This is a genomic window from Cellulosilyticum sp., from assembly GCF_982396655.1.
This window is the reverse complement of sequence record NZ_CEVXFV010000013.1, coordinates 19243-40667: the sequence shown is the minus strand read 5'-3', so window position 1 is coordinate 40667 and position 21425 is coordinate 19243. Positions and strand designations below refer to the sequence as shown.

The window sequence follows — 21425 nt, the reverse complement described above, 5'->3', positions numbered from 1 at the left end:
TATGTCTGTAGTGATTGTATTTATTCAAAAGGCTATTGGTCAAGGTATTCCTATCCTTCTAGGGGCAACAGGTGAAATTACAACTGAGAAATCAGGTAACTTAAATCTAGGTATTCCAGGCATTATGTATATGGGCGGCATTGCAGGGCTTATGGGCGCATTCTTTTACGAAAAATATGCAAGTGTACCGAATGGATTTTGCGGCATGTTGATTTCGCTAATTTGTACCCTTTTAGTATCAGCTATTGGCGGCTTTATTTATAGCTTTCTCACCATTACCCTTCGTGCAAATCAAAATGTGGTAGGCCTAGCTTTAACAACATTTGGTGTGGGGTTTGGGAATTTCTTTGGGGGTTCTATTTCGAAGCTGGCAGGGGGGGTAGGACAAATTTCAGTAGCTACAACAGCTAGTGCTTACCGTGCGACTATCCCAGGATTATCAAAACTTCCAGTGATGGGGCCGTTGCTGTTTTCTTATGGCTTTTTAACCTATGGGGCTATTTTAATTGCACTTTATATGACGTACTTTTTAGAGAAAACAAGAAAAGGACTCAACTTGAAGGCAGTAGGTGAAAGTGCTGCAACAGCAGATGCCGCAGGTATTAATGTAATGAGGTATAAATATGTGGCAACTATAGTAGGAGCTGCAATTGCAGGGTTAGGTGGGCTTCACTTTGTCATGGAATATTTAGGCGGCACGTGGATGAATGATGGCTTTGGTGATAGGGGATGGCTTGCCATTGCTCTTGTAATCTTAGCATTATGGCGACCAAGTAGAGCTATACTAGGTTCCTTTGTATTTGGTGCACTTTATATTTTATATATGTACATTCCAGGACTTCCAAGATCCATGCAGGAGATTTTTAAGATGCTACCCTATTTAGTAACGATTATTGTTTTGGTTTTATCTAGCAGAAGAAATAAGCTGGAAAATCAACCACCAGCTAGTTTGGGCATACCATACTTTAGAGAAGAACGATAAGAAGGTGAGAAGATGATAGATGTAGGCATAATAAATGGTCTTGTATATATAAATCAGGAATTTCATAAATTAAATGTTTATATAAGTGGGGAAAAGATTGTAGCACTAACACAGGACGTATTAGCGGCTAAAAAGGTGATAGATGTCAGAGGCAAATATGTGCTGCCAGGTTTTATTGACCCGCATGTACACTTTGCATTAGGCGTAGGCACCAATATTTCAAAGGATGATTTTCAGGCAGGTGCGATAGAAGCTGTATATGGCGGTGTGACGACGTATATTGATTTCTTAGATCCTATTCATAAGATATCTGAGATAAAAGGTGCCTTTAAGACACGGCAAGCATTAGCAGAAAAAAGCATTGCAGATTATGCCTTTCATCTTACTGTAGCAAATCCCACATCACCAGCAAAGGAAATCATAGAAACAGCTAAAGCATATGGCATTAATTCAGTAAAACTATTTACGACTTATTCAGAGACTGACCGCAGAACTTTTGATGGCACCATTTATGAATTATTACAGGAAAGCGGGAAGCAGAAGGCTATAATTTTAATTCATGCAGAAAATGATGAGCTGATTAATAAGGCAAAGGATATTTTAGTGAAAGACCATGAAAAGGCAAGACCAACACTTGCAGAAAATATAGAGGTCGTAAAGTTGGCACAAATGGCAAGAAAGACAGGTGGCAATCTCTATATCGTTCATGTAAGTGCTGGCAGCACGGTAGCGCTTCTTCGTAAGGTATTTCAGAAGGAGTTAAAGAATCATCAGATTATATTAGAAAGCTGTCCCCACTATTTTCTATTAAACAGTACATGTTTAGATTGGAAAGATGGCTATAAGTATACAATGACGCCACCTCTTAGAGAAGAGGAGGAAAGAAAGCTACTAAGTTGCTACATAGATGAGATTACAACGATAGGAACAGACCATTGTCCTTATACCAAAAGGCAGAAGGCACATGCTTATACTTCAGAAATTCCTATGGGAATAGGGGGGATACGTTATGCTTTCCTCAATATGTACAATGCCTATGGCTTTAAAGTGATTGATAAGTTTACAAGAGGGCCAGCAAAAGTCTATGGGCTCCAGCAAAAGGGGGCACTTTTACCGGGCTTTGACGGAGATATTGTTATTTTTGATGCAGCAGGTGAAACGTTTGTTAATGATGCCATGAGTGTATATGACAAGAAACACCTTAAGGGATGCATTGAAACCGTTTTAATAAGAGGAAGTGTTGTATTGGAGAAAGGCAGTTTGAAGACACACCAGGGGATGTATATCAGAAGGGGGGGAGGCAAATGACAGATATTAGTAAAGCCGTCACTAAGAAAGACCATGTGATTAAAATGAGTGGTAAGGCAAAGTATATTGGTGATTTAAAGTTTGAGGGTATGTTATATGGCATGTTGGTACGAGGAACTATAAGCTTTGGCAAAATTGAGTTAGTGCATCTGCCTAAGTTGCCAGAGGGTTATTATGTTATAGATGCGAGTGATGTGCCAGGAGAAAATCTCCTGAAAGTTATTACCAGTGAACAACCGATTTTTGCAGCAGATGAAGTGCGGTATATAGGTGACCCTATTTTAATGATTGCAGGGCCTTGTAAAGAAGAAGTTAGGAGATTGGTGGAAAGCGTAAAAGTAACATATAAGGAGAAAGTACCTATTTTATCTATCGAAGAAGCTACCCAATCAGTAGCTTCCTATCATTACATAAAAGGTGACCCTGAGCATACTTTTAAGAAAGCAAAAAGCATTATAGAGGAAACATTTACTACTGGTTATCAAGAACAAGCTTATATTGAACCACAAGGAGCAGTAGGGATTTATAAAGATGGAAAAGTAAGTGTCTATGGTTCTATGCAGTGTCCTTATTATGTACACAGTGCGGTGATGCAGGCGATGGGACTTGATGAAAAACACGTACAGATTATACAGACAACAACTGGAGGGGGCTTTGGGGGAAAGGAAGATTATCCTTCTTTAATTGCATGCCAAGTAGCGGTGGCAGCTAAGAAAACAGGAAAACCGGTACAGCTTATTTTAAATCGTAGGGAGGATATGGCAGTTACACCCAAAAGACATCCGGCTATTTTAAAATATAGTGCAGCATTAGACGAGAACAATGAAATTATAGGGATTAAGGCAGATATTAAATTAGATGCAGGTGCCTATGCCGGTTTATCTAGCGTGGTGCTGCAACGTGCGTTAATTGCAGCAGTAGGTGTCTATAATATTCCCAATTTAGATGTTAATGGGGCAGCTATGCTTACTAATCGGGTTTCAAATGGGGCATACCGTGGTTTTGGGGCACCGCAAAGCTTTTTTGCTATTGAAACTTTGATGAATCATATTGCTTTAAAGATAGGGCTTACGCCGCTTAAAATACGTCAGAAGTATTTTGTTAAACAATATGATTTAACAGCTACCAATGGACAGTTTCATGATTATGTGCCTATACCGGATATGTTGCGCCACATAGAAAAGGTTTCTAATTATAGTGAGAAATATAAGGCTTATGCCAAGATGCAGACAGGTCGTTTTAGAAGAGGCATTGGATTATCAGTATTTTTACATGGCTGTGGCTTCACGGGGTCTGCAGAAAAAGATTTGATTAAGTCTGTAGTGAAACTTGTGAAGTATAAGGATGAGACAGTAGAAATTTTAGCTAGCAATACAGATATTGGGCAGGGGATTAAGACGACCTTTAGTAAGATTGTGGCACAAATTTTAGAAATACCCTTGGAAAATGTGAAGATTGAAAATCCAGATACAGACCTTGTCCCTAATTCAGGGCCGACTGTTGCTTCTAGGTCGCTTATGATAGTAGGCAAACTTTTGGAACGTGCTGCACACAAGATGAAGGCAAGATGGCAAGAAGAAACCTTTGTGATAGAAGAACACTATCAGCATCCAAATATGATTCCTTGGGATATCAATACCTTTCAAGGTGATGCTTATCCTACTTATTCCTATGGAATGAATGTCGTGGAGGTAGAGACAGATATACTTTTAGGGGTGACAAGGCTAATAGGTGTATGGGGTGTCTTTGATGTGGGTAAAACCATTGATGAAACAATTATGAGGGGGCAAGCAGAAGGGGGCATGTTACAGGGAATAGGCTATGGTTCTATGGAAAAGATGGAAAATGTAGCAGGCAGAATTTATCAATCTAGCTTTACAGATTATATGATTCCAACGGCAAAGGACACAGTGAATTTTCAGGTGGCATTTATTGATAATCCTTATAAGGAGGGTCCGTTTGGGGCGAAAGGGGCAGGCGAGTTAACACTTATTGGAACTGCACCAGCTTATGAAGCCGCAGTAGAACAGTCTATTGGCAAAGTAATGTATGAGATTCCTGTGACACCAGAGAAACTCATGGAGGTGATGATAAATGATTAACTTTTATTTAAATGGTATGGCAGTAACAACTGATTGCGAACCACATAGACGTTTATTAGATGTTTTACGTGAGGAATTTCAGCTTACTGGGCCGAAAGAAGGTTGTGGTGAAGGTGAATGTGGGGCATGTAGCGTTTTAGTAAATGGAAAGCTAATGAATGCTTGCATTGTAGCCATGGGGAGTATGCAAAATGCTAAAGTTGTGACCATAGAAGGCTTTAGGGAAACAAGGCGCTATAAACTTTTAGAAAAAACGTTTGCTAAGGCAGGTGCAGTACAGTGCGGTTATTGTACACCTGGGATGATTATGGCAGCAGAAAGCTTACTTTCTAAAAAGGCTCATCCCACAGAAGAAGAAATTAGAGAAGGCATTTCAGGGAATTTATGTCGCTGTACAGGTTATAACATGATTATAGAAGCTGTAATGATGGCAGCACAGGAGGGGGAAGGCTTATGGTAACAGGACATTATCCTAAAACAGTGAAAGAAGCCTGCAGCTTTCTTGTGCAGTATCAAAATACTTTGCTAGTAAATGGCGGTACCGATCTTATGGTAATGAAAAAGACGGCGGAACATATGGTATTTTTAAATCAAATACAAGCATTAAAAGCAGTTACAAAAAAAGACGGAGTGCTTTCCATTGGTGCATGTGCTACATATTTTGAGTTATTAGAAAACGAAGAAGTACCAGAGATTTTAAAACAGGTGATACGGCAGATTGCTTCACCTGCCATACGTGATGCTGGAACAATGGCAGGAAATGTTTGCAATGCCTCACCAGCAGGCGATACATTGCCTTTACTTTATGCATTATCAGCCCAGGTAGTGTTGGCAAGTTTAGAACAAGGTAAACTCATGATAAAAAAGATGCCCATTGCACAATTTATCTTAGGGATAAGGCAGATTAAACTTGCAGCCCATGAAATCGTTATAGGAATTGAAATTTCAGAAGATGCATGGCAAGACATGAATGTTCATATGTATGAAAAGGTAGGTGCCAGAAAATCAGAAGCGATTTCCAAGCTTTCCCTCATCGGATTAGGCAAGGTAAAAAAAGGGATACTTTGTGATGTACGCATTGCCTTTGGCGCTGTGGACATAACAGTTGTGAGACGAGGTGAGTTAGAGGCGAAATGGATAGGTAAGAAGGTAACAGACATAAAGGCACATCAAGAAGAATTTATAAATGATTATGCGGCATATATTAGGCCTATCGATGATCAGCGCTCCACGGCCTCATATCGCAAACGGGTATGTTTAAATTTGCTTCAGGAATTTATAAACCAGCTGACCCTTAAGGCATGTGATGAAGTCCTTGATTTAGTGGATGTTAGCGTTTAATCAGAAGTGAGGTTAAAGGAGGCAGAAGGCATGATAATTATAGGAAATGGACCCGTTATAACAAGAGATGAAATAAAACCTTATTATACAAATGGTGCTGTTGTAATAGAAGGGACGGAGATTACGGAAGTCGGACCTTTTGAGAAGGTCAGATCAAAGTATCCAGAAAGTGACATTATAGATGCAAAGGGAAAGGTCATTATGCCTGGCTTTATTAATGGGCATACCCATATTTATAGTGCCTTTGCAAGAGGGCTTCATTTGAAGGGGCCTGTACCTCAAAATTTTATAGAAACGCTAAAAAGCTTATGGTGGAAAATTGACCATCATCTTTCACTAGAAGAAGTGTATTATAGTGCGTTAGTAACGTATATAGAATGTATTAAAAATGGCGTAACCACTGTTATTGATCATCATGCCAGTTATGGCAGTGTAGTAGGTAGCTTGTTTGAGATTGAAAAGGCAGCTCAAAAATTACATGTGAGAACATGTCTAGCTTATGAAATTTCAGACCGTGAGGGGAGTGAGAAGACGAGGGAAGCCATAGAAGAGAATATAGCCTTTATAGCATATGCCAAGGCAATGGCAAGTGATATGGTTAAAGGACTAATAGGCCTTCATGCCTCATTTACATTAAGTGATGAAACATTGGCGCAGGTTAGAAAAGAAAATGTCTTTGGTGCAGGATATCATATCCATATTGCAGAAGGTAGGTATGATGCAGGCTTTAGTAAAGAGCGCTATGGGAAGTCTGTGGTAAGAAGATTGTTTGATGAAGAGATATTAGGAAAAGATACGTTGGCAGGTCACTGCATCCATATAGACAAGGAAGACAGAAAGCTTTTAAAAGAAACGAAGACCACAGTTATTCATAATCCAGAGTCTAATATGAATAATGCAGTAGGGGCACCAGATATTATTGGCATGTTAGATGAAGGCTTAAGAGTAGGACTTGGTACAGATGGTTATACCAATGATATGCTTGAATCTCTAAAGGTGGCCAATATTTTGCAGAAACATCAGCGAGGTTTGCCAAATAGAGGATTTGATGAAGCTTGCAGGTGTTTATTTCAGCATAATAGTGAAATGGCAAGTAAGGTGTTTGAGTGTCCTATTGGTATTTTAAAACAAGGGGCTAAGGCGGACCTTATAATGATGGATTATACACCTTATACCCCTATGACAGCAGAAAATATTAATGGACACCTTATGTTTGGCATGCAGGGGGCAATGACTGATACGACAATTATAAATGGTCAAATTGTTATGCTGCATAGACAGATAATGGGGATAGATGAAAAGGAATTACTTGCAGCGTGTAGGCAGCAAGTAGCAGCGTTTTGGAAAAGATTAGATTAGGCGTTAGAAGGAGGGGAGAGACAATGCGTGATAAAATGCGGCCTATGTTATTTGAAAAGATGATTCAGAGTCTTATGGCAGAATATAATCAAAGTAAATCATTTTATGGGGTGCCGGTTATAGAGACGACAGAGGAGGTGCCTATAGGACCAGCAGCGGGGCCACATACACAGCTCGCGACTAATATTATTTGTGCCTATGCAGCAGGCGCCACTTATTTTGAACTTAAGACAGTACAGGTTTTAGAGGGTAAGGCACTAAATATTACAAAGCCTTGTATTTATGTAGGGTATGAAGTTTATAACACAGAGTGGTCCACAGAACTGACAATTAAAGAAGCTGGAGATGAATATATCAAGGCTTATTTATTAATAGGTGTTTTAAGTAGAGTTTTAGGTCTTAGACCATTAGAAGATGTTCATTTCATTATGAGTGTGGGCTATGACTTAGAGGGAATTAAATCCGCTAAGGTAGATGCCTTTATAGAAACAATGAAAAAGGCCAGTTTATCAGAAGAGTGGCAAAAGGACTGTCGCTACATTAGAACAAATGGCCAGAAGCTTTGGGGACTAAGTGACTTAGAAATAGATGAGATACTCTGTTGTGACAGGATTTCAGACACAGTGACATTATCAACGTTACATGGATGTAAGAAGGAAGAGATTGAGGAAATTGCTACTTATTTAATGAAGGAAAAGGGCCTTCATACTTATGTGAAATTAAATCCGACCTTGTTAGGGGAAGAAAAAATAAGACAAATCTTAGATGCCAAAGGTTATGAAGATGTTCGCTTTGTCGGGGAAATGTTTGAAAAGGATTTAAATCTTGGTGAGGTTCAGAAGCTCATAGCAGATTTGCAACAGGTTGCAAAAGTATGTCAGCGTACATTTGGGATTAAACTGACCAATACTTTACCTGTTTGTATTCAGCATCAGGAGCTAATGGGTGAAGCGATGTATATGTCTGGTCCCATACTTTATCCTATAGCAATGGGAGTCACCTATGAACTGGCAAAATATTTTAGAGGTGATATCAAAATATCATATTCTGGCGGTATTGATACAAGTAATATAAAAGCATTATTAGAAACGGGCGTTTTTCCTATTACGGTGTCTTCATTTTTATTAAAACCAGGGGGATATAAAAATTTATCTCGATTAATAAAGGCAAGCAGAAGAGAGGATAAAAGTGAAGAGCAGGTAAGTGGTAGACTTCAAGTAGAAAAACTTAAGGCATTAGCTGAGGCAGCAGTTTTAGATAAAGATTATGATTATAAAGCAACACACTTATTTAAAAGGTCTAAGGCATATGACATGCTGTGCAGTAAGTGTGAGAACTGCATGGATGTTTGTCCTAATCGGGCGAATGTGGCAGTACAGATAGAGGGAAAAAAATATATTGTACATATAGATGATTTGTGTAATGAATGTGGGTGCTGCGCTTGTGAATGTATTAGAGGCCATAGCCCCTACAAAGAGAAATTGACGCTCTTTACAGATAAAGAAAGCTTTATGAATAGTACTAATGATGGGGTGCTTTGTAGGTGCGAGGTAATACTAAGTCATAAAGGTGAAAATCTAATTTTAGCTTATCGTAAAGATGGCAAGCTTCAGAGTGTATCTCCTTTAGTAGCGACAGTGGTGAGTAAAATCAAAAAGGAAGGTAGGCTATAATATGGGATTTGAAATTGTATCAAGAGAAGGTAAAAAAGAAGCTAAAGCCGATGTAAGCTTTGTGGGAAAAGAAGTTGCCCAAAGTGCAAAAAAGTATCATGAAAGTTTCCCTATGTATCAGGAAACACCTTTAAGAGCATTAAATGCATTGGCAGGGGAGCTGGGGGTAAAAGAAATTTATATCAAGGATGAGTCTTATCGCTTTGGGCTGAATGCCTTTAAAGTGCTAGGTGGCAGCTTTGCCATTGGCAGTTATATTGCGAAGCAGTTAGGTATAAAGAAGGAAGAACTCACTTATGAGCAACTTGTTTCTAGAGAAACAAGAAGAAAGCTTGGGAAGATGACCTTTATTTCAGCTACAGATGGCAATCATGGAAGAGGCGTAGCATGGACGGCTAAACAGCTTATGCAAGATTGCGTAATTTATATGCCTAAGGGAAGTAGTATGGAGCGATTGAATCATATTAAAGCAGAAGGTGCAAAGGTTAAGATTACAGATTTTAATTATGATGATGCTGTGCGTTTAGCAAGCAAACATGCTGCAAAAAATAATTGGGTTTTAGTTCAAGATACATCATGGCCAGGTTATGAGGAGATTCCTATTGCCATTATGCAAGGTTATACCACTATGGTCTTAGAAGTTTATGAGCAGCTTAAGGGGGTTAAACCGACACATATTTTTGTGCAGGCAGGAGTTGGTTCTTTTGCAACAGCAGTAGCAGGATTTTTTGCAGATGTTTATGGAGAAGAAAAACCTGTGATTACAATAGTAGAACCTAATGAAGCCGCTTGTGTTTTTAAAACGATGAAAATTAATGATGGAAAGATTCATCCTGTAACAGGTTATATGCATACCATTATGGCAGGCTTAGCTTGCGGTGAAACTGTAACTGTGGGGGTTGATGTTTTAAGAGATTATGTGGAGCACTTTATTTCTTGTCCGGATTATGCAGCAGCAGATGGGATGCGCGTTTTATCGTCGCCTTTAAAAGATGACCTCCGTATTATTGCGGGGGAGAGTGGTGCAGCTGGATTTGGTTGTATGTATGAAATTATGACAGACAAAGGGCTTGAAGATTTAAAGATAGCATTAGGCATTAACGCAGAATCGGTTATTTTGTGCTTTAACTCCGAGGGAGATACAGATAAGGCAAGTTATAGACGGATTGTGTGGGAAGGTGAAGAAAGTAGAATTAGAGAATAGGCGTAGAGAATAGGAAATAAAAAGAGCAGTAAGATGCGTAGAGAGTTTATGGAAGGAGTGAGGAAGATGCTTAGTGAGAGTAGGAAGAGGGCTGTTACGACATTGTGCCAAGAATTAGTTCGTGAAAGGAGTTATTCTGGGGAAGAGCAAGGTGTAGTTAGAGTGCTTGAAGCATATTTTAGGAGAAGTGGGTTTGATGAGATAAGACGAGATGGATATGGTAATGTGGTGGGCGTGATTAGGGGGAAAAAGCCTGGAAAACGTATTTTGTTTGATGGGCATATGGATACTGTACCTGTAGAAGACGAAGAAAAATGGATATATCCTCCTTTTGGCGGAAAAATTGTAGATGGGAAGATTTATGGGAGGGGGACTTCGGATATGAAAGGAGCTGTAGCAGCTATGGTGGAGGCTGCAGCTAACTTTGCTAAAGATACAGGCAAGGAATTTGCTGGAGAGATTTATGTAGCTGGAGTAGTTCATGAGGAATGTTTTGAAGGTGTTGCGGCCAGAAGCATTAGTGAGATGGTGAAACCAGATTATGTCATTATTGGCGAGGCATCCAACTTAAATCTAAAAATTGGGCAGCGTGGCAGAGGTGAAGTGAAGATGGAGACCTTTGGGGTACCAGCTCATTCTGCTAATCCCGAGAAAGGCGTTAATGCGGTTTATAGTATGTGCAAGTTGGTAGAAAGGATAAAAGAGTTTAAGGCACCTCATCATGATATATTAGGTGATGGTATTCTAGAACTCACTGATATTAAATCAAGTCCTTATCCGGGAGCATCTGTCGTCCCAGAGTATTGTATGGCGACTTATGACAGAAGATTACTTGTAGGAGAGACAAAGGAAAGCGTCCTTGCCCCCCTTCAAAAGATTATTGATGAACTAGCAAAGGAGGACCCTCAGTTTAAAGCCAAGGTGTCTTTTGCTATAGGAGAAGAAACGTGCTATACAGGGCATAAGATTTCAGGAGAGAGATTTTTCCCCGGTTGGTTATTTGATAAAGAAGAGCAATATATACAAGATGTTTTAGAAACACTAAATCAAATGGGCTTTCAGCCAGAAATCACTCAGTATAATTTTTGTACGAATGGCAGTCATTATGCAGGTGAAGCAGGGATTAAAATACTTGGTATGGGGCCTTCACTAGAAAGCCTTGCCCATACCATTGATGAGTATATTGAAATTAGCCAGCTAGAACAAGTAACAGAATGTTACTATGGCATTATAAAAGCATTATTAAAGTAAAGGTGGTGGCAAGATGGGAATATGTATCAAAGATGCCACCATCATCGATGGCACAGGAAAAGGGCGATATAAAGGAAGTATTTATATAGAAGGAGAGCGCATTAAGCAGATTATAATAGGTGAGCCTGCTTTAAATGAGAAAGTGGAAATCATTGAGGGTACAGGACTTATTTGTGCACCTGGATTTATTGATACGCATAGTCATAGTGACCTAGTGGTTTTATCAAGCCCACAGCTTTTGCCTAAATTAGAGCAGGGAATTACAACAGAGGTTCTAGGGCAAGACGGTATTTCTATGGCGCCCTTACCTTTAAAATATATTGCTCCTTGGCAAAAGAACATAGCAGGATTAGATGGGAAGGATGAAAGTTTAGATTGGCAGTATGAAACTACGGCAAATTATTTAAGGTGCATTGAAGCAGCTGAGCCTGCTTTAAATGAAACGTATTTGTTACCTCATGGTAATGTAAGAATGCAGGCTATGGGATTAGATGATAGGCCACCTACAAAACAGGAACTAGAGAAAATGTGTGACATTGTAAGAGAAGAAATGGAAAATGGTTGCTATGGGCTTTCTAGTGGACTAATTTATATGCCTTGCGCTTACGCAGGCGCAGAGGAGCTTATTGCGCTTTGCAAGATTGTAAGTGCATATAAGGGAGTATTTGTAGTCCATCAAAGAAGTGAGGCAGATGATATCTTAGAGTCTATGGATGAAATCATTAAGATTGGTAAAGCTTCTGGCGTCAATGTTCATTTTTCTCATTTTAAAGTATGCGGCAAGTCCAACTGGGGTAAGCTTGAGGCTATGCTTAGAAAGCTGGATGAAGCTAAAAAAGAAGGGGTTAACGTTTCCTTTGATCAATATCCCTATGTGGCAGGTAGCACGATGCTAGGTGTGATTTTACCGCCTTGGGTACACGATGGGGGGACAGAAGAATTAGTAAAACGTCTGCAAGATAAGGCCCTTCGCAAGAAAATAAAAGAAGATATTGAAAAGGGCATTCCAGGATGGGATAACTTTATTCAATTTGCAGGAACAGAAGGCATCTTTATTACAAGTGTAGAAAGTCAGGAAAATCAAGATGTGGTAGGGTTAAGCCTTGATGGCTTAGGCAAAAAAAGAGGAAAAGAAGCCTTAGAGGCGGCTTTTGATTTACTGTTAGAAGAAAATAATGCAGTAGGCATGGTGGACTTTTATGGTATAGAAGAACATGTGAAGACAATTATGAGCAGACCCGAAATGAATGTGTGTACCGATGGCTTGCTTTCAGGAAAGCCTCATCCTAGAGTTTATGGGGCTTTTCCAAGAGTACTTAGTAAATATGTCAGACAAGAGAAAGTACTTACCTTAGAAGAAGCTATTTATAAAATGACAGGCAAAGCAGCACAAGCTATAGGAATTAAAGAAAGAGGCATTATTAAAGAAGGCTATTATGCAGATCTTGTTTTATTTGACTTTGAGACAGTAAAAGATAAAGGAACCTTCCAAAACCCAAAGCAAACACCAGAAGGCATTGTCTATGTCATCGTAAATGGTAAACTTGCCATCAAGAAAGGGATACCGACACAGATTCGAGGAGGACATGTACTAAGAAAAGGAAAGGGATACCGACACAGATTCGAGGAGGACATGTACTAAGAAAAGGAAAGGGGTGAGAAAAATGTATGCGTTTAGGGTAAATGACATGAATCAGCAAGTTGAAGAAAATATTAATATATTAGAGTATTTACGGGACCAATTAGATTTAACATCTGTTAAAAATGGGTGTGGTGAAGGAGCCTGTGGTGCCTGCATGATTTTAGTTGATGGGAAGAAAATGCGGGCATGTTTATTAACTGCTGCCAAAGTAGAAGGGAAGTCACTGGTTACCGTAGAAGGATTAAGTGCAAAAGAAAAGCAGGTTTATGAATATGCCTTTTCAAAGGTAGGCGCTGTACAATGCGGCTTTTGTATACCAGGAATGGTGATTAGTGCCAAGTCCTTATTGGACGTAAATTTAAATCCTACTCAGGCTGAGATTGGTGAGGCTATAAAAGGCAATATTTGTCGCTGCACAGGATATAAAAAGATTATCAAAGCCATAGGATTAGCCGCAAAATGCCTAAGGAGAGAAGAAGAACCTATTTTAGAAGAAACTATTGGCAAAGTAGGTGAGGCTTGTGTAAGACCAGATGCAAAAGATAAGATTTTAGGTATAGGGAAGTTTGCAGGGGATATTAAAGTAGATGGCATGGTCTATGGGAGTGCCTTAAGAGCAGCATATCCTAGAGCTTTAGTCAAAGCTATAGATTTAACTAAGGCTTTAGCGCATCCTGAGGTCGTAGCAATTGTTTTAGCAAAAGATATACCTGGGGAGAGAGTTTTAGGACATTTAACGAAAGACTGGCCAGCCCTTATAGATGTGGGAGAAGAAACGAGATATTATGGCGATGCAGTTGCCTTAGTTGCAGCAAAATCCAAGAAGGCATTAGCAGAAATTAAGGCTTTGATTAAGGTGGATTATGAGGAAAGAACCCCGGTCTTTGATCCTGAAGAAGCCATGCATTTAACGGATTATAAAATTCACGAGACAGGTAACATCTATCGGGTAGAGAAGGTTAAGCGTGGCAATGTGGAAGAAGCTTTGAAAAATTCCGCTTATGTGGTCACTAAGACCTATGAGACACCTGCTCAGGAACATGCTTTTCTAGAACCAGAAAGCGCCTTAGCAGTACCAGAAGGCGATCATTTAACGGTATATACAGGGGGACAGTCCATCTATGATGAGTACCGAGAAATTAGACGTTTATTAGGTATTTCAGAAAGCTGCCTTACTGTAAGGGGCGCTTATGTAGGGGGAGCCTTTGGCGGAAAAGAAGATATGAGCGTACAGCATCATGCAGCTTTACTTGCTTATATTGCCAAGGTTCCAGTACAAGTAACACTTACAAGAGAAGAAAGCTTAATGGTGCATCCTAAACGTCATCCTATGAAGATGGTACTGACTACAGGCTGTGATAAAAAGGGGAAACTGACAGCTATGAAACTGCGCCTTATTTCAGATACAGGTGCCTATGCTTCATTAGGAGGACCTGTACTTCAAAGGGCTTGTACACATGCAGCAGGGCCTTATAATTATCAAAATATTGATATTATAGGTACCAGTGTTTATACCAATAATGTGCCAAGCGGTGCCTTCCGTGGTTTTGGTGTAACGCAAACTATATTTGCCACAGAGTGTAACTTAAATTTATTAGCAGAGAAGGTAGGAATAGATCCTTATCAAATCCGTTATTTAAATGCACTGCGGCCAGGAGACGTTTTGCCAAATGGTCAAATCGCCGATGATAGTACAGCCATTGTAGAAACATTAGAAGCTGTAAAAGATACATATTATGCTAATTTTAACCATGCCGGTATTGCCTGTGCGATTAAAAATGCAGGCTTAGGGGTAGGTGTACCAGATACAGGACGCGTTAAACTTAAAATTGTAGGGGGCAAGGTAAGCTTACGTACTAGTGCAGCTTGCATGGGGCAAGGTATTGCAAGTACAATGAGGGCCATTTGCTGTGAAGCAACACACTTAAGGGCAAATGAGGTTGTGGTTGTAAGTCCAGATACAGATATTACGCCAGATTCAGGGACAAGTACAGCCTCTAGGCAAACGGCTATTACAGGTGAAGCCACTAGAAGAGCTGCCTTAAAACTAAAAAAAGATTTAGAAACGCATACATTGCAAGAATTAGAGGGGAAGGTGTATTATGAAGAGTTTACAGTGATTACAGATCCTATAGGGACTAATAAGCCTAATCCAGTGAGTCATTTATCTTATGGTTATGCTACTCAAGTAGTTATTTTAGATGGGGCTGGGAAGGTGAAAAAAGTGGTAGCAGCCCATGATATAGGAAGAGTCATTAACCCTTTGAATGTGGAAGGCCAGATAGAAGGCGGTGTAGTGATGGGACTAGGCTATGGGCTTACAGAAAATCCAAAGCTCATAGAGGGTAAACCTAGTGTGAAATATGGTCAACTCGGGCTCTTTCGCGCTCCTAATGTACCAGAGATAGAGACAATTTTAGTTGAAAAAAATAAAGATCAGCTTGCCTATGGTGCAAAAGGTGTAGGGGAGATTACGCTTATACCTACGGCACCAGCTGTACAAGGCGCATATTATAAATATGATGGCATCTTTAGAACAAAGCTGCCATTAGAACATACAGCTTATAAAAAATGAGTAAATAAGTATTAAACATTAGAAGGCGTGTGGGAAAATGAAAGAAAAAGCTAAACTATCAATAGGTGCAGTCATTGTAGCAGCAGGCTTATCTTCTAGGATGAAGGCGTTTAAACCATTAAAATTATTAGCTGGTAAACCAATGATTCAGTATAGTATAGATACAATGCGGGAAGCAGGCGTTACCCAGATTATTGTGGTAACAGGTTATCAAGCTGAAAAGTTAGAAGCCTATTTAAAACCACAAGGGATAAAATGCATCTATAATCCTTATTATCAAGGGACAGATATGTTTGACTCAGCCAAACTAGGATTGAAAGCCATTGCCAATCAATGTGAAAGGGTATTTTTCACCCCAGGAGATATTCCTCTCTTTAACGTAGAGACACTAAGGACACTTATGGCATATAAGGCATTAGTAGCAAAACCAGTTTATCAGCAGCAAGGTGGGCATCCTATTATAATAGATTGCAGTTTAGTTCCTAAGATTTGCACATATGATGGCAATCAGGGGTTAAAGGGCGCATTAATTAACTGTCAGGAATCTATTGTTAGAGTCGAGGTGAGTGATTTGGGAATTTTAATGGATGCAGATACTAAGGAAGCGTTTAAAGAAATAGAAGAAGCTGCATCCTCAAGAATACTTCAAGATATAGAATAAATTCAGTATAGGTGAATATTATGATATGGAGAGGAGTTGATGTAGTGCGAATAAGCGGAAATAATACTCGGGACGGACAAAATTTATATAATGAATGTAAAAAAATGCTGTCTTACCATGTTGTTTTAACCATGCAAGATGGAAGTCAGATGGACGGTATTATTGAAAGCGTAGAACCTACCTCTATTAATGTTCTTGTGGGTGAGGATGCGATATATCAAGATGATGAAAATCAATCTAATGTACAAAGGCAAAATGAAAGTCAATTTAGTATGCAAGGACCATATGGTAATCCTAGAAGGTTTAGAAGGTTTAGACGTAGAAATTTACCACTGACTAGTTTATTAGCATTATCCTTATTACCATATCCACGTTATGCACCACCTTATCCTTATTATGCGCCACCCTATCCTTATTATCCTTACCCCTACCCTTATTAATGTACGGAGTTAAAGGAGAAAACTAAAATAAGAATCAAGTATGTAAGATATTAAAAATAAATAACTACGGGCTGTAGCAAGGTTAGAATACTATCTTGCTACAGTCCTTTTATTTTGGAGTAGGAAAGGAATGATTTGATACTGATTTTATCGCAGACTTTATTTACATTTAGAAAACAGGGGAATTTTTAGTGATTAGCAAGGAAGAATATGTACTGATTTTCATAAAAAATAGGATTTAGGCACTGAAAAATTGTTAATTTTATCTATAATATACTGCTAAAAATGTCTATATATAGAAAAAATAGAAGTAAGGAGGAATTTATGAGAAAATTAAAACGAATAAGTACCATACTACTAGCTATAACAATGCTAAGTGGATGTAGCCAAAGTAGTAACATACAGGTAGAAAAACAAGAAGTTCAAACAGATGTTGTTAATTTAACTGTATGGGGAGGAAGCAATGAGCAAGAATTATTGGCTGAGATGGTTGAAAGTTTTAAAAATGAATATGCTGATGAAGCAACATTTGAAATAACAATTGAGCCAGAAGAAGAGGGCACATGTAAGGAAAGAATACTTGCAGATGTAGGAGCAGCCCCAGATGTCTTTACATTTGCAGATGACCAGCTTATGGAATTGGCTGCTGCTGGTGTCATTGAACCTATTGAGGCAGAAGCACAAATAAGAGAAAATAATGTAGAGGGAGCTGTGGAAGCAGCCACTATTAATGAAAGAATTTATGCCTATCCGATGACTGCTGATAATGGTTACTTTATGTTTTACAATAAGAAGTATTTATCACAACAAGATGTAGCAACACTTGACAAAATCCTTTCAGTAGCTGGTTCGTTAAATAAAAAGGTAACAATGGACTGGACATCAGGTTGGTATTTATACTCATTCTTTGGTAATACAGGACTTAAAATGGGGTTAAATCCAGATGGTCTTACAAACTATTGTGATTGGAATAGTAAATCAGCTGAAATAAAAGGTGTGGATATAGGAAATGCCATGTTGGCGATTGCTAAAAATCCAGGCTTTATGAGCGGCGGAGATGAGCAGTTAATTGCAGGGGCTAAAGATGGGAGTGTCATAGCTGGTATAAGTGGCATATGGGTTTCTAATGCATTGCAACAAGCTTGGGGAGATGATTTTGCGGCAGTAAAACTTCCAACATATACAGTTGCAGGTAAAGAAGTACAGTTAGCATCTTATGCAGGCTACAAGTTGATAGGTGTTAATGCCTATTCAGAAGAAAAAGAATGGGCAATGAAATTAGCACAATGGCTTACAAATGAAGAAAATCAGACAATTCGTTTTATAAAGAGAGGATTAGGGCCAAGCAATAAAATAGCGGGAGCTACAAAAGAAGTAAAACAATCACCTGCTATTCAGGCTTTAATTGAGCAGTCGACATATGCGAGCTTACAAAGAGTAGGCGCAAAATATTGGGATCCAGTAAGTACATTTGGTAAAAGTTTAGTAGAAGGGAGAGCTTCAGCTAATAATATGCAACAGCTTATGGATACGATGGTAAAAGAAATTACTATGAAAGTAACAGATTAATAAGAATAGAGTGTTGCAAAAATTTTTAAAATTAATAATATTATTATATTGATATTGACATATAAATGCTAAAGTCAATATATGTATTTTGGTAAAAAAAATACATATACAAAAAATGACATTATTTGCCGATATATATATTAAAGATAAAGGGAGATATAGGAGATATATATGAAAAAGATAAAGGTTATTATGACTATCTTATTATCGCTTATGCTAATAAGTGGCTGTAGCCAAGAGATACAGCATGAAGATAATAATGTACAGGGAGAGCATGTTAAACTTACAGTTTGAGGTGGTCCTAATGAACAAGAGTTATTGACTAAAATGGTTGAAAGTTTCAAGGCAGAGTATGCTGATGAAGCAACATTTGACATTATAATAGAGTCAGCAGATGAGGGGGACTGTAAGGCCAGAATACTAGCAGATGTAGGAGCAGCGCCAGATGTCTTTACGTTTGCAGATGATCAGCTCATGGAACTCGCTGCTGCTGGGGTGGTTGAGGTGCTAGAAACAGCAAGCCAAATTAGGGAAGAAAACGTAGAGGGAGCAGTGGAGGCGGCATCTATAGATGGAAATATTTATGCTTATCCAATGACTGCTGATAATGGGTACTTTATGTTTTATAATAAAAAGTATTTATCAGAAGAAGATGTCACAACATTAGATAAGATGTTAAATGTAGCAAGTGCTTTAGACAAAAAAGTGACTATGGATTGGAGTTCTGGTTGGTATCTTTATTCATTCTTTGGTAATACAGGTCTTAAATTAGAGTTAAATCCAGATGGTATTACAAATTATTGTGATTGGAATAGCCAGTCAGGGGAGATAAAGGGGGTTGATGTGGGAAATGCCATGTTGGCAATTGCTAAAAATCCTGGTTTCATGAGTTGTGACGAGAAAGATTTAATTATAGGTGCTAAGAATGGAAGTGTCATAGCAGGTGTAAGCGGCATATGGGCGGCGAGTGAATTGAAGTAGGTATGGCAAGATGATTTTGCAGCGGTGAAATTGCCAACCTATACAGTTTCAGATAAACAGGTACAGTTAGCATCTTATGCAGGATATAAGCTGCTTGGTGTAAATGCCTATTCTGATGAAAAGGAATGGGCAGCAAAATTAGCACAGTGGCTTACAAATGAAGAAAATCAAACACTTCGTTTTAGAGAAAGAGGATTAGGACCAAGTAATACAATGGCAGCTTCTGCAGAAGAAGTAAAGCAAACACCTGCAATAAAAGCGTTAATTGAGCAATCGCAATATGCAAGTTTACAAAGAGTAGGTGTAAAATATTGGGAGCCAGTTGCTGAATTTGGTAAAAATATAGTAGCAGGAAATATAGGAACAGATAGTATGCAACAGACTATGGATGAAATGGTAAAAGCAATTACCACGAAAGTGGTAGATTAATCGGTATATCAGCCAGTGGAGGGAAAAATGAATAAAAAGGGACTAAATAGTATTAGAGTACTTATCATGGGGCCAGTTATTTTATTAGCAGCTTTAGCAATTATATCTAATGCAATGGGAATCAGTCGTATTAATAATGTAAATGAGAAAGCCACTACAATAGCAGATAAGTATATGGTAAGCGTTGCAACCTTAGGAGAAATTCAGAGGGCAACAGAAAGTATTCATAAGCAAGCATTAGCACATATTGTGGCAATTGATTTAAGTACTAAAATCGAGCGTGTCACAGCGATTAAAGAAGAAAGTAAGCAGTTAGAAGCCAATTTAACAGCATATAAACAGTATATCAATACCGAGGAAAATGAAGTCTATAATGAGCTTTTATCAAGCTATAGTAATTTCAAAAGTGCCTTAGCTAATTTAACGGCATATAGTGCAAGTAATAAAACAGCAGAAGCCTATAACTATGCAAACGTGGAACTATCCACATTTGCAAAAGAAATGAATGCACAGATTAAAGTCTTAGAAGAATCCATAGAACAGGCTTCAGAAGTAGCACGTCAAGAGTTAAAAACAGTATATAAGAATGCTATTGTTTCAAGTATGATAGTTGTTGTATGTATTGTAGCTTCAATTATTGCAGCTATTTATTGCATTATGAGAAGAGTTGTTTTACCAATTACACAGACTGAGCAAGAATTAGTAAGTATTATTCAAGGGATTAATGAAAAAGAAGGGGACTTAACAAAACGTATCACAGTTAAATATGATGATGAAATAGCTGCCTTAGGGAATGGGATTAATACTTTCCTAGATGAACTTCAACATATTTTTGGTATGATTAGTAGAGATTCTATCAAGATGAATAATCTAGGAGAAGAAGTATTAGAAAGCGTTAATCTTTCAAAAGATAGTGCAGCAGATTTATCTGCATTAACACAGGAGTTATCAGCTACAATGGAAGAGGTGTCTGGTAATACACATGTCATTAATACAAGTGCTACTATGGTAGGCGAAGATGTTAAGAGCATTGCAGATAAGGTTTCACAAATTAATGTATATTCAAAGGATATGAAGAAAAGTGCAGAGCAAATGGAAGAGTCTGCACGCATGAATATGGCACAAATTGAGCAAACTGTAAGTCAAATGTTAGGGGGGTTAACACAGGCTATGAAGGATTGCGAAAATGTAGATCATATCAATAATCTTACTAATGACATTCTTAATGTAGCAAGCCAAACTAACTTATTAGCATTAAATGCATCTATTGAAGCAGCTAGAGCAGGAGAAGCTGGAAAAGGATTCTCTGTTGTAGCAGAAGAAATTAGAAAGTTAGCAGACTCAAGCCATAAAGCTGCTAATAATATTCAAGAAACTAATGAACTTGTAACAAATGCAGTACATAACTTATCAAATCATACAGATACACTCATTAAGTACTTACAAGAGTCTATTCTTCCAGAGTTTATAACGGTTGTAGAATCAGGAAATCAATATAAGCAAGATGCAAACTATATTGAAACAGCCATGGATGAGTTTGATGTAAAGACAAAAGCTTTAGAAGAAGGGGTTTCAGAGATTGTAAAAGCTATCAGTACCATTACATGTGCAATTAATGATAGTACAGAGGGTATTAATGGGGTAGCAGAAAGTACACAAGATCTTGTAGTAGAAATGAATAGTATCACAACATTAATTAATGAAAATCATAAGATTGCAAGAGAATTAAAGACAGAAACAGAAATCTTTAAAAAGTTATAATTAATAAAAAGCGCCTAATGTAGCATGCATCATGTTTCCATTAGGTGCTTTTTTAGTGCCAAATGAGTGGACTTTGTAGCGTGACTTAGAGGTAACAGGCAGTTTATGTAGGAATAAATACAGCCTAAGTGGAAAACGATATTTTTA

16 protein-coding genes and 1 pseudogene are annotated in these 21425 nt (G+C 38.4%); all 17 read left to right on the top strand.

The features are described 5' to 3' along the window. Position 1: 1 nt before the first annotated feature. Positions 2–982 carry an ABC transporter permease gene (locus AC1VAQ_RS07680; protein ID WP_302597282.1) on the top strand — a complete coding sequence of 327 codons (981 nt, stop codon included), beginning with the start codon at positions 2–4 and terminating at the stop codon, positions 980–982. Positions 983–994: 12 nt separating this feature from the next. Continuing rightward, the gene (locus AC1VAQ_RS07675) at positions 995–2290 is read left to right on the top strand and encodes a dihydroorotase (protein ID WP_303243834.1); all 1296 of its coding nucleotides are present in this window, start codon (positions 995–997) and stop codon (positions 2288–2290) included. Next, positions 2287–4392, top strand: a complete 2106-nt coding sequence (locus AC1VAQ_RS07670) for a xanthine dehydrogenase family protein molybdopterin-binding subunit (RefSeq protein WP_302598261.1) — start codon at positions 2287–2289, stop codon at positions 4390–4392. Before AC1VAQ_RS07675 ends, AC1VAQ_RS07670 begins: the two co-directional genes overlap by 4 nt. Then, a complete protein-coding gene (locus AC1VAQ_RS07665) occupies positions 4385–4852 on the top strand; it encodes a (2Fe-2S)-binding protein (protein ID WP_302598262.1) in 468 nt (155 codons plus the stop codon). The genes AC1VAQ_RS07670 and AC1VAQ_RS07665 overlap by 8 nt, the downstream gene beginning before the upstream one ends. Then, positions 4846–5733, top strand: a complete 888-nt coding sequence (locus AC1VAQ_RS07660) for an FAD binding domain-containing protein (protein WP_479903767.1) — start codon at positions 4846–4848, stop codon at positions 5731–5733. Before AC1VAQ_RS07665 ends, AC1VAQ_RS07660 begins: the two co-directional genes overlap by 7 nt. Before the next feature lie 30 nt (positions 5734–5763). Beyond that, on the top strand, positions 5764–7092 hold the full coding sequence (gene ssnA, locus AC1VAQ_RS07655) for a putative aminohydrolase SsnA (protein ID WP_302598264.1): 1329 nt from the start codon (positions 5764–5766) through the stop codon (positions 7090–7092). Positions 7093–7115: 23 nt separating this feature from the next. Then, positions 7116–8765 (top strand): selenate reductase, encoded by a 1650-nt coding sequence (locus tag AC1VAQ_RS07650; RefSeq protein ID WP_302598265.1) that lies wholly within the window; start codon positions 7116–7118, stop codon positions 8763–8765. Position 8766: 1 nt separating this feature from the next. Further along, positions 8767–9969 (top strand): diaminopropionate ammonia-lyase, encoded by a 1203-nt coding sequence (gene dpaL, locus AC1VAQ_RS07645; protein ID WP_302598266.1) that lies wholly within the window; start codon positions 8767–8769, stop codon positions 9967–9969. A gap of 66 nt (positions 9970–10035) precedes the next feature. Continuing rightward, entirely contained in the window at positions 10036–11220 is a 1185-nt protein-coding gene (locus AC1VAQ_RS07640) for a YgeY family selenium metabolism-linked hydrolase (protein WP_479903766.1), read from the top strand. Between the two features lie 13 nt (positions 11221–11233). Beyond that, positions 11234–12862, top strand: a complete 1629-nt coding sequence (locus AC1VAQ_RS07635) for an N-acyl-D-amino-acid deacylase family protein (protein ID WP_479903765.1) — start codon at positions 11234–11236, stop codon at positions 12860–12862. A 22-nt stretch (positions 12863–12884) separates the two neighbouring features. Further along, positions 12885–15437 carry a selenium-dependent xanthine dehydrogenase gene (gene xdh, locus AC1VAQ_RS07630; RefSeq protein WP_302598269.1) on the top strand — a complete coding sequence of 851 codons (2553 nt, stop codon included), beginning with the start codon at positions 12885–12887 and terminating at the stop codon, positions 15435–15437. 37 nt (positions 15438–15474) lie between these two features. Then, on the top strand, positions 15475–16098 hold the full coding sequence (locus AC1VAQ_RS07625) for a nucleotidyltransferase family protein (protein ID WP_302598271.1): 624 nt from the start codon (positions 15475–15477) through the stop codon (positions 16096–16098). Between the two features lie 20 nt (positions 16099–16118). Beyond that, the gene (locus AC1VAQ_RS07620; protein WP_302598272.1) at positions 16119–16538 is read left to right on the top strand and encodes a hypothetical protein; all 420 of its coding nucleotides are present in this window, start codon (positions 16119–16121) and stop codon (positions 16536–16538) included. 324 nt (positions 16539–16862) lie between these two features. Beyond that, complete coding sequence (locus tag AC1VAQ_RS07615; protein ID WP_479903764.1) at positions 16863–18107, top strand: extracellular solute-binding protein; 1245 nt, start codon at positions 16863–16865, stop codon at positions 18105–18107. A gap of 171 nt (positions 18108–18278) precedes the next feature. Further along, positions 18279–18401 (top strand): hypothetical protein, encoded by a 123-nt coding sequence (locus tag AC1VAQ_RS07610; RefSeq protein WP_479903763.1) that lies wholly within the window; start codon positions 18279–18281, stop codon positions 18399–18401. A gap of 18 nt (positions 18402–18419) precedes the next feature. Continuing rightward, a pseudogene (locus AC1VAQ_RS07605) lies at positions 18420–19517 on the top strand (extracellular solute-binding protein); the annotation flags it as partial. Positions 19518–19544: 27 nt separating this feature from the next. Then, on the top strand, positions 19545–21278 hold the full coding sequence (locus AC1VAQ_RS07600) for a methyl-accepting chemotaxis protein (RefSeq protein ID WP_302598275.1): 1734 nt from the start codon (positions 19545–19547) through the stop codon (positions 21276–21278). Positions 21279–21425 lie beyond the last annotated feature (147 nt).

Bases quoted from the DNA above. Each gene is read 5' to 3' on its own strand.
- AC1VAQ_RS07610 (WP_479903763.1), top strand. From the start codon at position 18,279: ATGAAAAAGATAAAGGTTATTATGACTATCTTATTATCGCTTATGCTA.
- xdh (WP_302598269.1), top strand. From the start codon at position 12,885: ATGTATGCGTTTAGGGTAAATGACATGAATCAGCAAGTTGAAGAAAAT.
- AC1VAQ_RS07620 (WP_302598272.1), top strand. From the start codon at position 16,119: ATGATATGGAGAGGAGTTGATGTAGTGCGAATAAGCGGAAATAATACT.
- AC1VAQ_RS07600 (WP_302598275.1), top strand. From the start codon at position 19,545: ATGAATAAAAAGGGACTAAATAGTATTAGAGTACTTATCATGGGGCCA.
- AC1VAQ_RS07675 (WP_303243834.1), top strand. From the start codon at position 995: ATGATAGATGTAGGCATAATAAATGGTCTTGTATATATAAATCAGGAA.
- AC1VAQ_RS07665 (WP_302598262.1), top strand. From the start codon at position 4,385: ATGATTAACTTTTATTTAAATGGTATGGCAGTAACAACTGATTGCGAA.
- AC1VAQ_RS07615 (WP_479903764.1), top strand. From the start codon at position 16,863: ATGAGAAAATTAAAACGAATAAGTACCATACTACTAGCTATAACAATG.
- AC1VAQ_RS07650 (WP_302598265.1), top strand. From the start codon at position 7,116: ATGCGTGATAAAATGCGGCCTATGTTATTTGAAAAGATGATTCAGAGT.
- ssnA (WP_302598264.1), top strand. From the start codon at position 5,764: ATGATAATTATAGGAAATGGACCCGTTATAACAAGAGATGAAATAAAA.
- AC1VAQ_RS07635 (WP_479903765.1), top strand. From the start codon at position 11,234: ATGGGAATATGTATCAAAGATGCCACCATCATCGATGGCACAGGAAAA.
- AC1VAQ_RS07640 (WP_479903766.1), top strand. From the start codon at position 10,036: ATGCTTAGTGAGAGTAGGAAGAGGGCTGTTACGACATTGTGCCAAGAA.
- dpaL (WP_302598266.1), top strand. From the start codon at position 8,767: ATGGGATTTGAAATTGTATCAAGAGAAGGTAAAAAAGAAGCTAAAGCC.
- AC1VAQ_RS07670 (WP_302598261.1), top strand. From the start codon at position 2,287: ATGACAGATATTAGTAAAGCCGTCACTAAGAAAGACCATGTGATTAAA.
- AC1VAQ_RS07680 (WP_302597282.1), top strand. From the start codon at position 2: ATGTCTGTAGTGATTGTATTTATTCAAAAGGCTATTGGTCAAGGTATT.
- AC1VAQ_RS07625 (WP_302598271.1), top strand. From the start codon at position 15,475: ATGAAAGAAAAAGCTAAACTATCAATAGGTGCAGTCATTGTAGCAGCA.
- AC1VAQ_RS07660 (WP_479903767.1), top strand. From the start codon at position 4,846: ATGGTAACAGGACATTATCCTAAAACAGTGAAAGAAGCCTGCAGCTTT.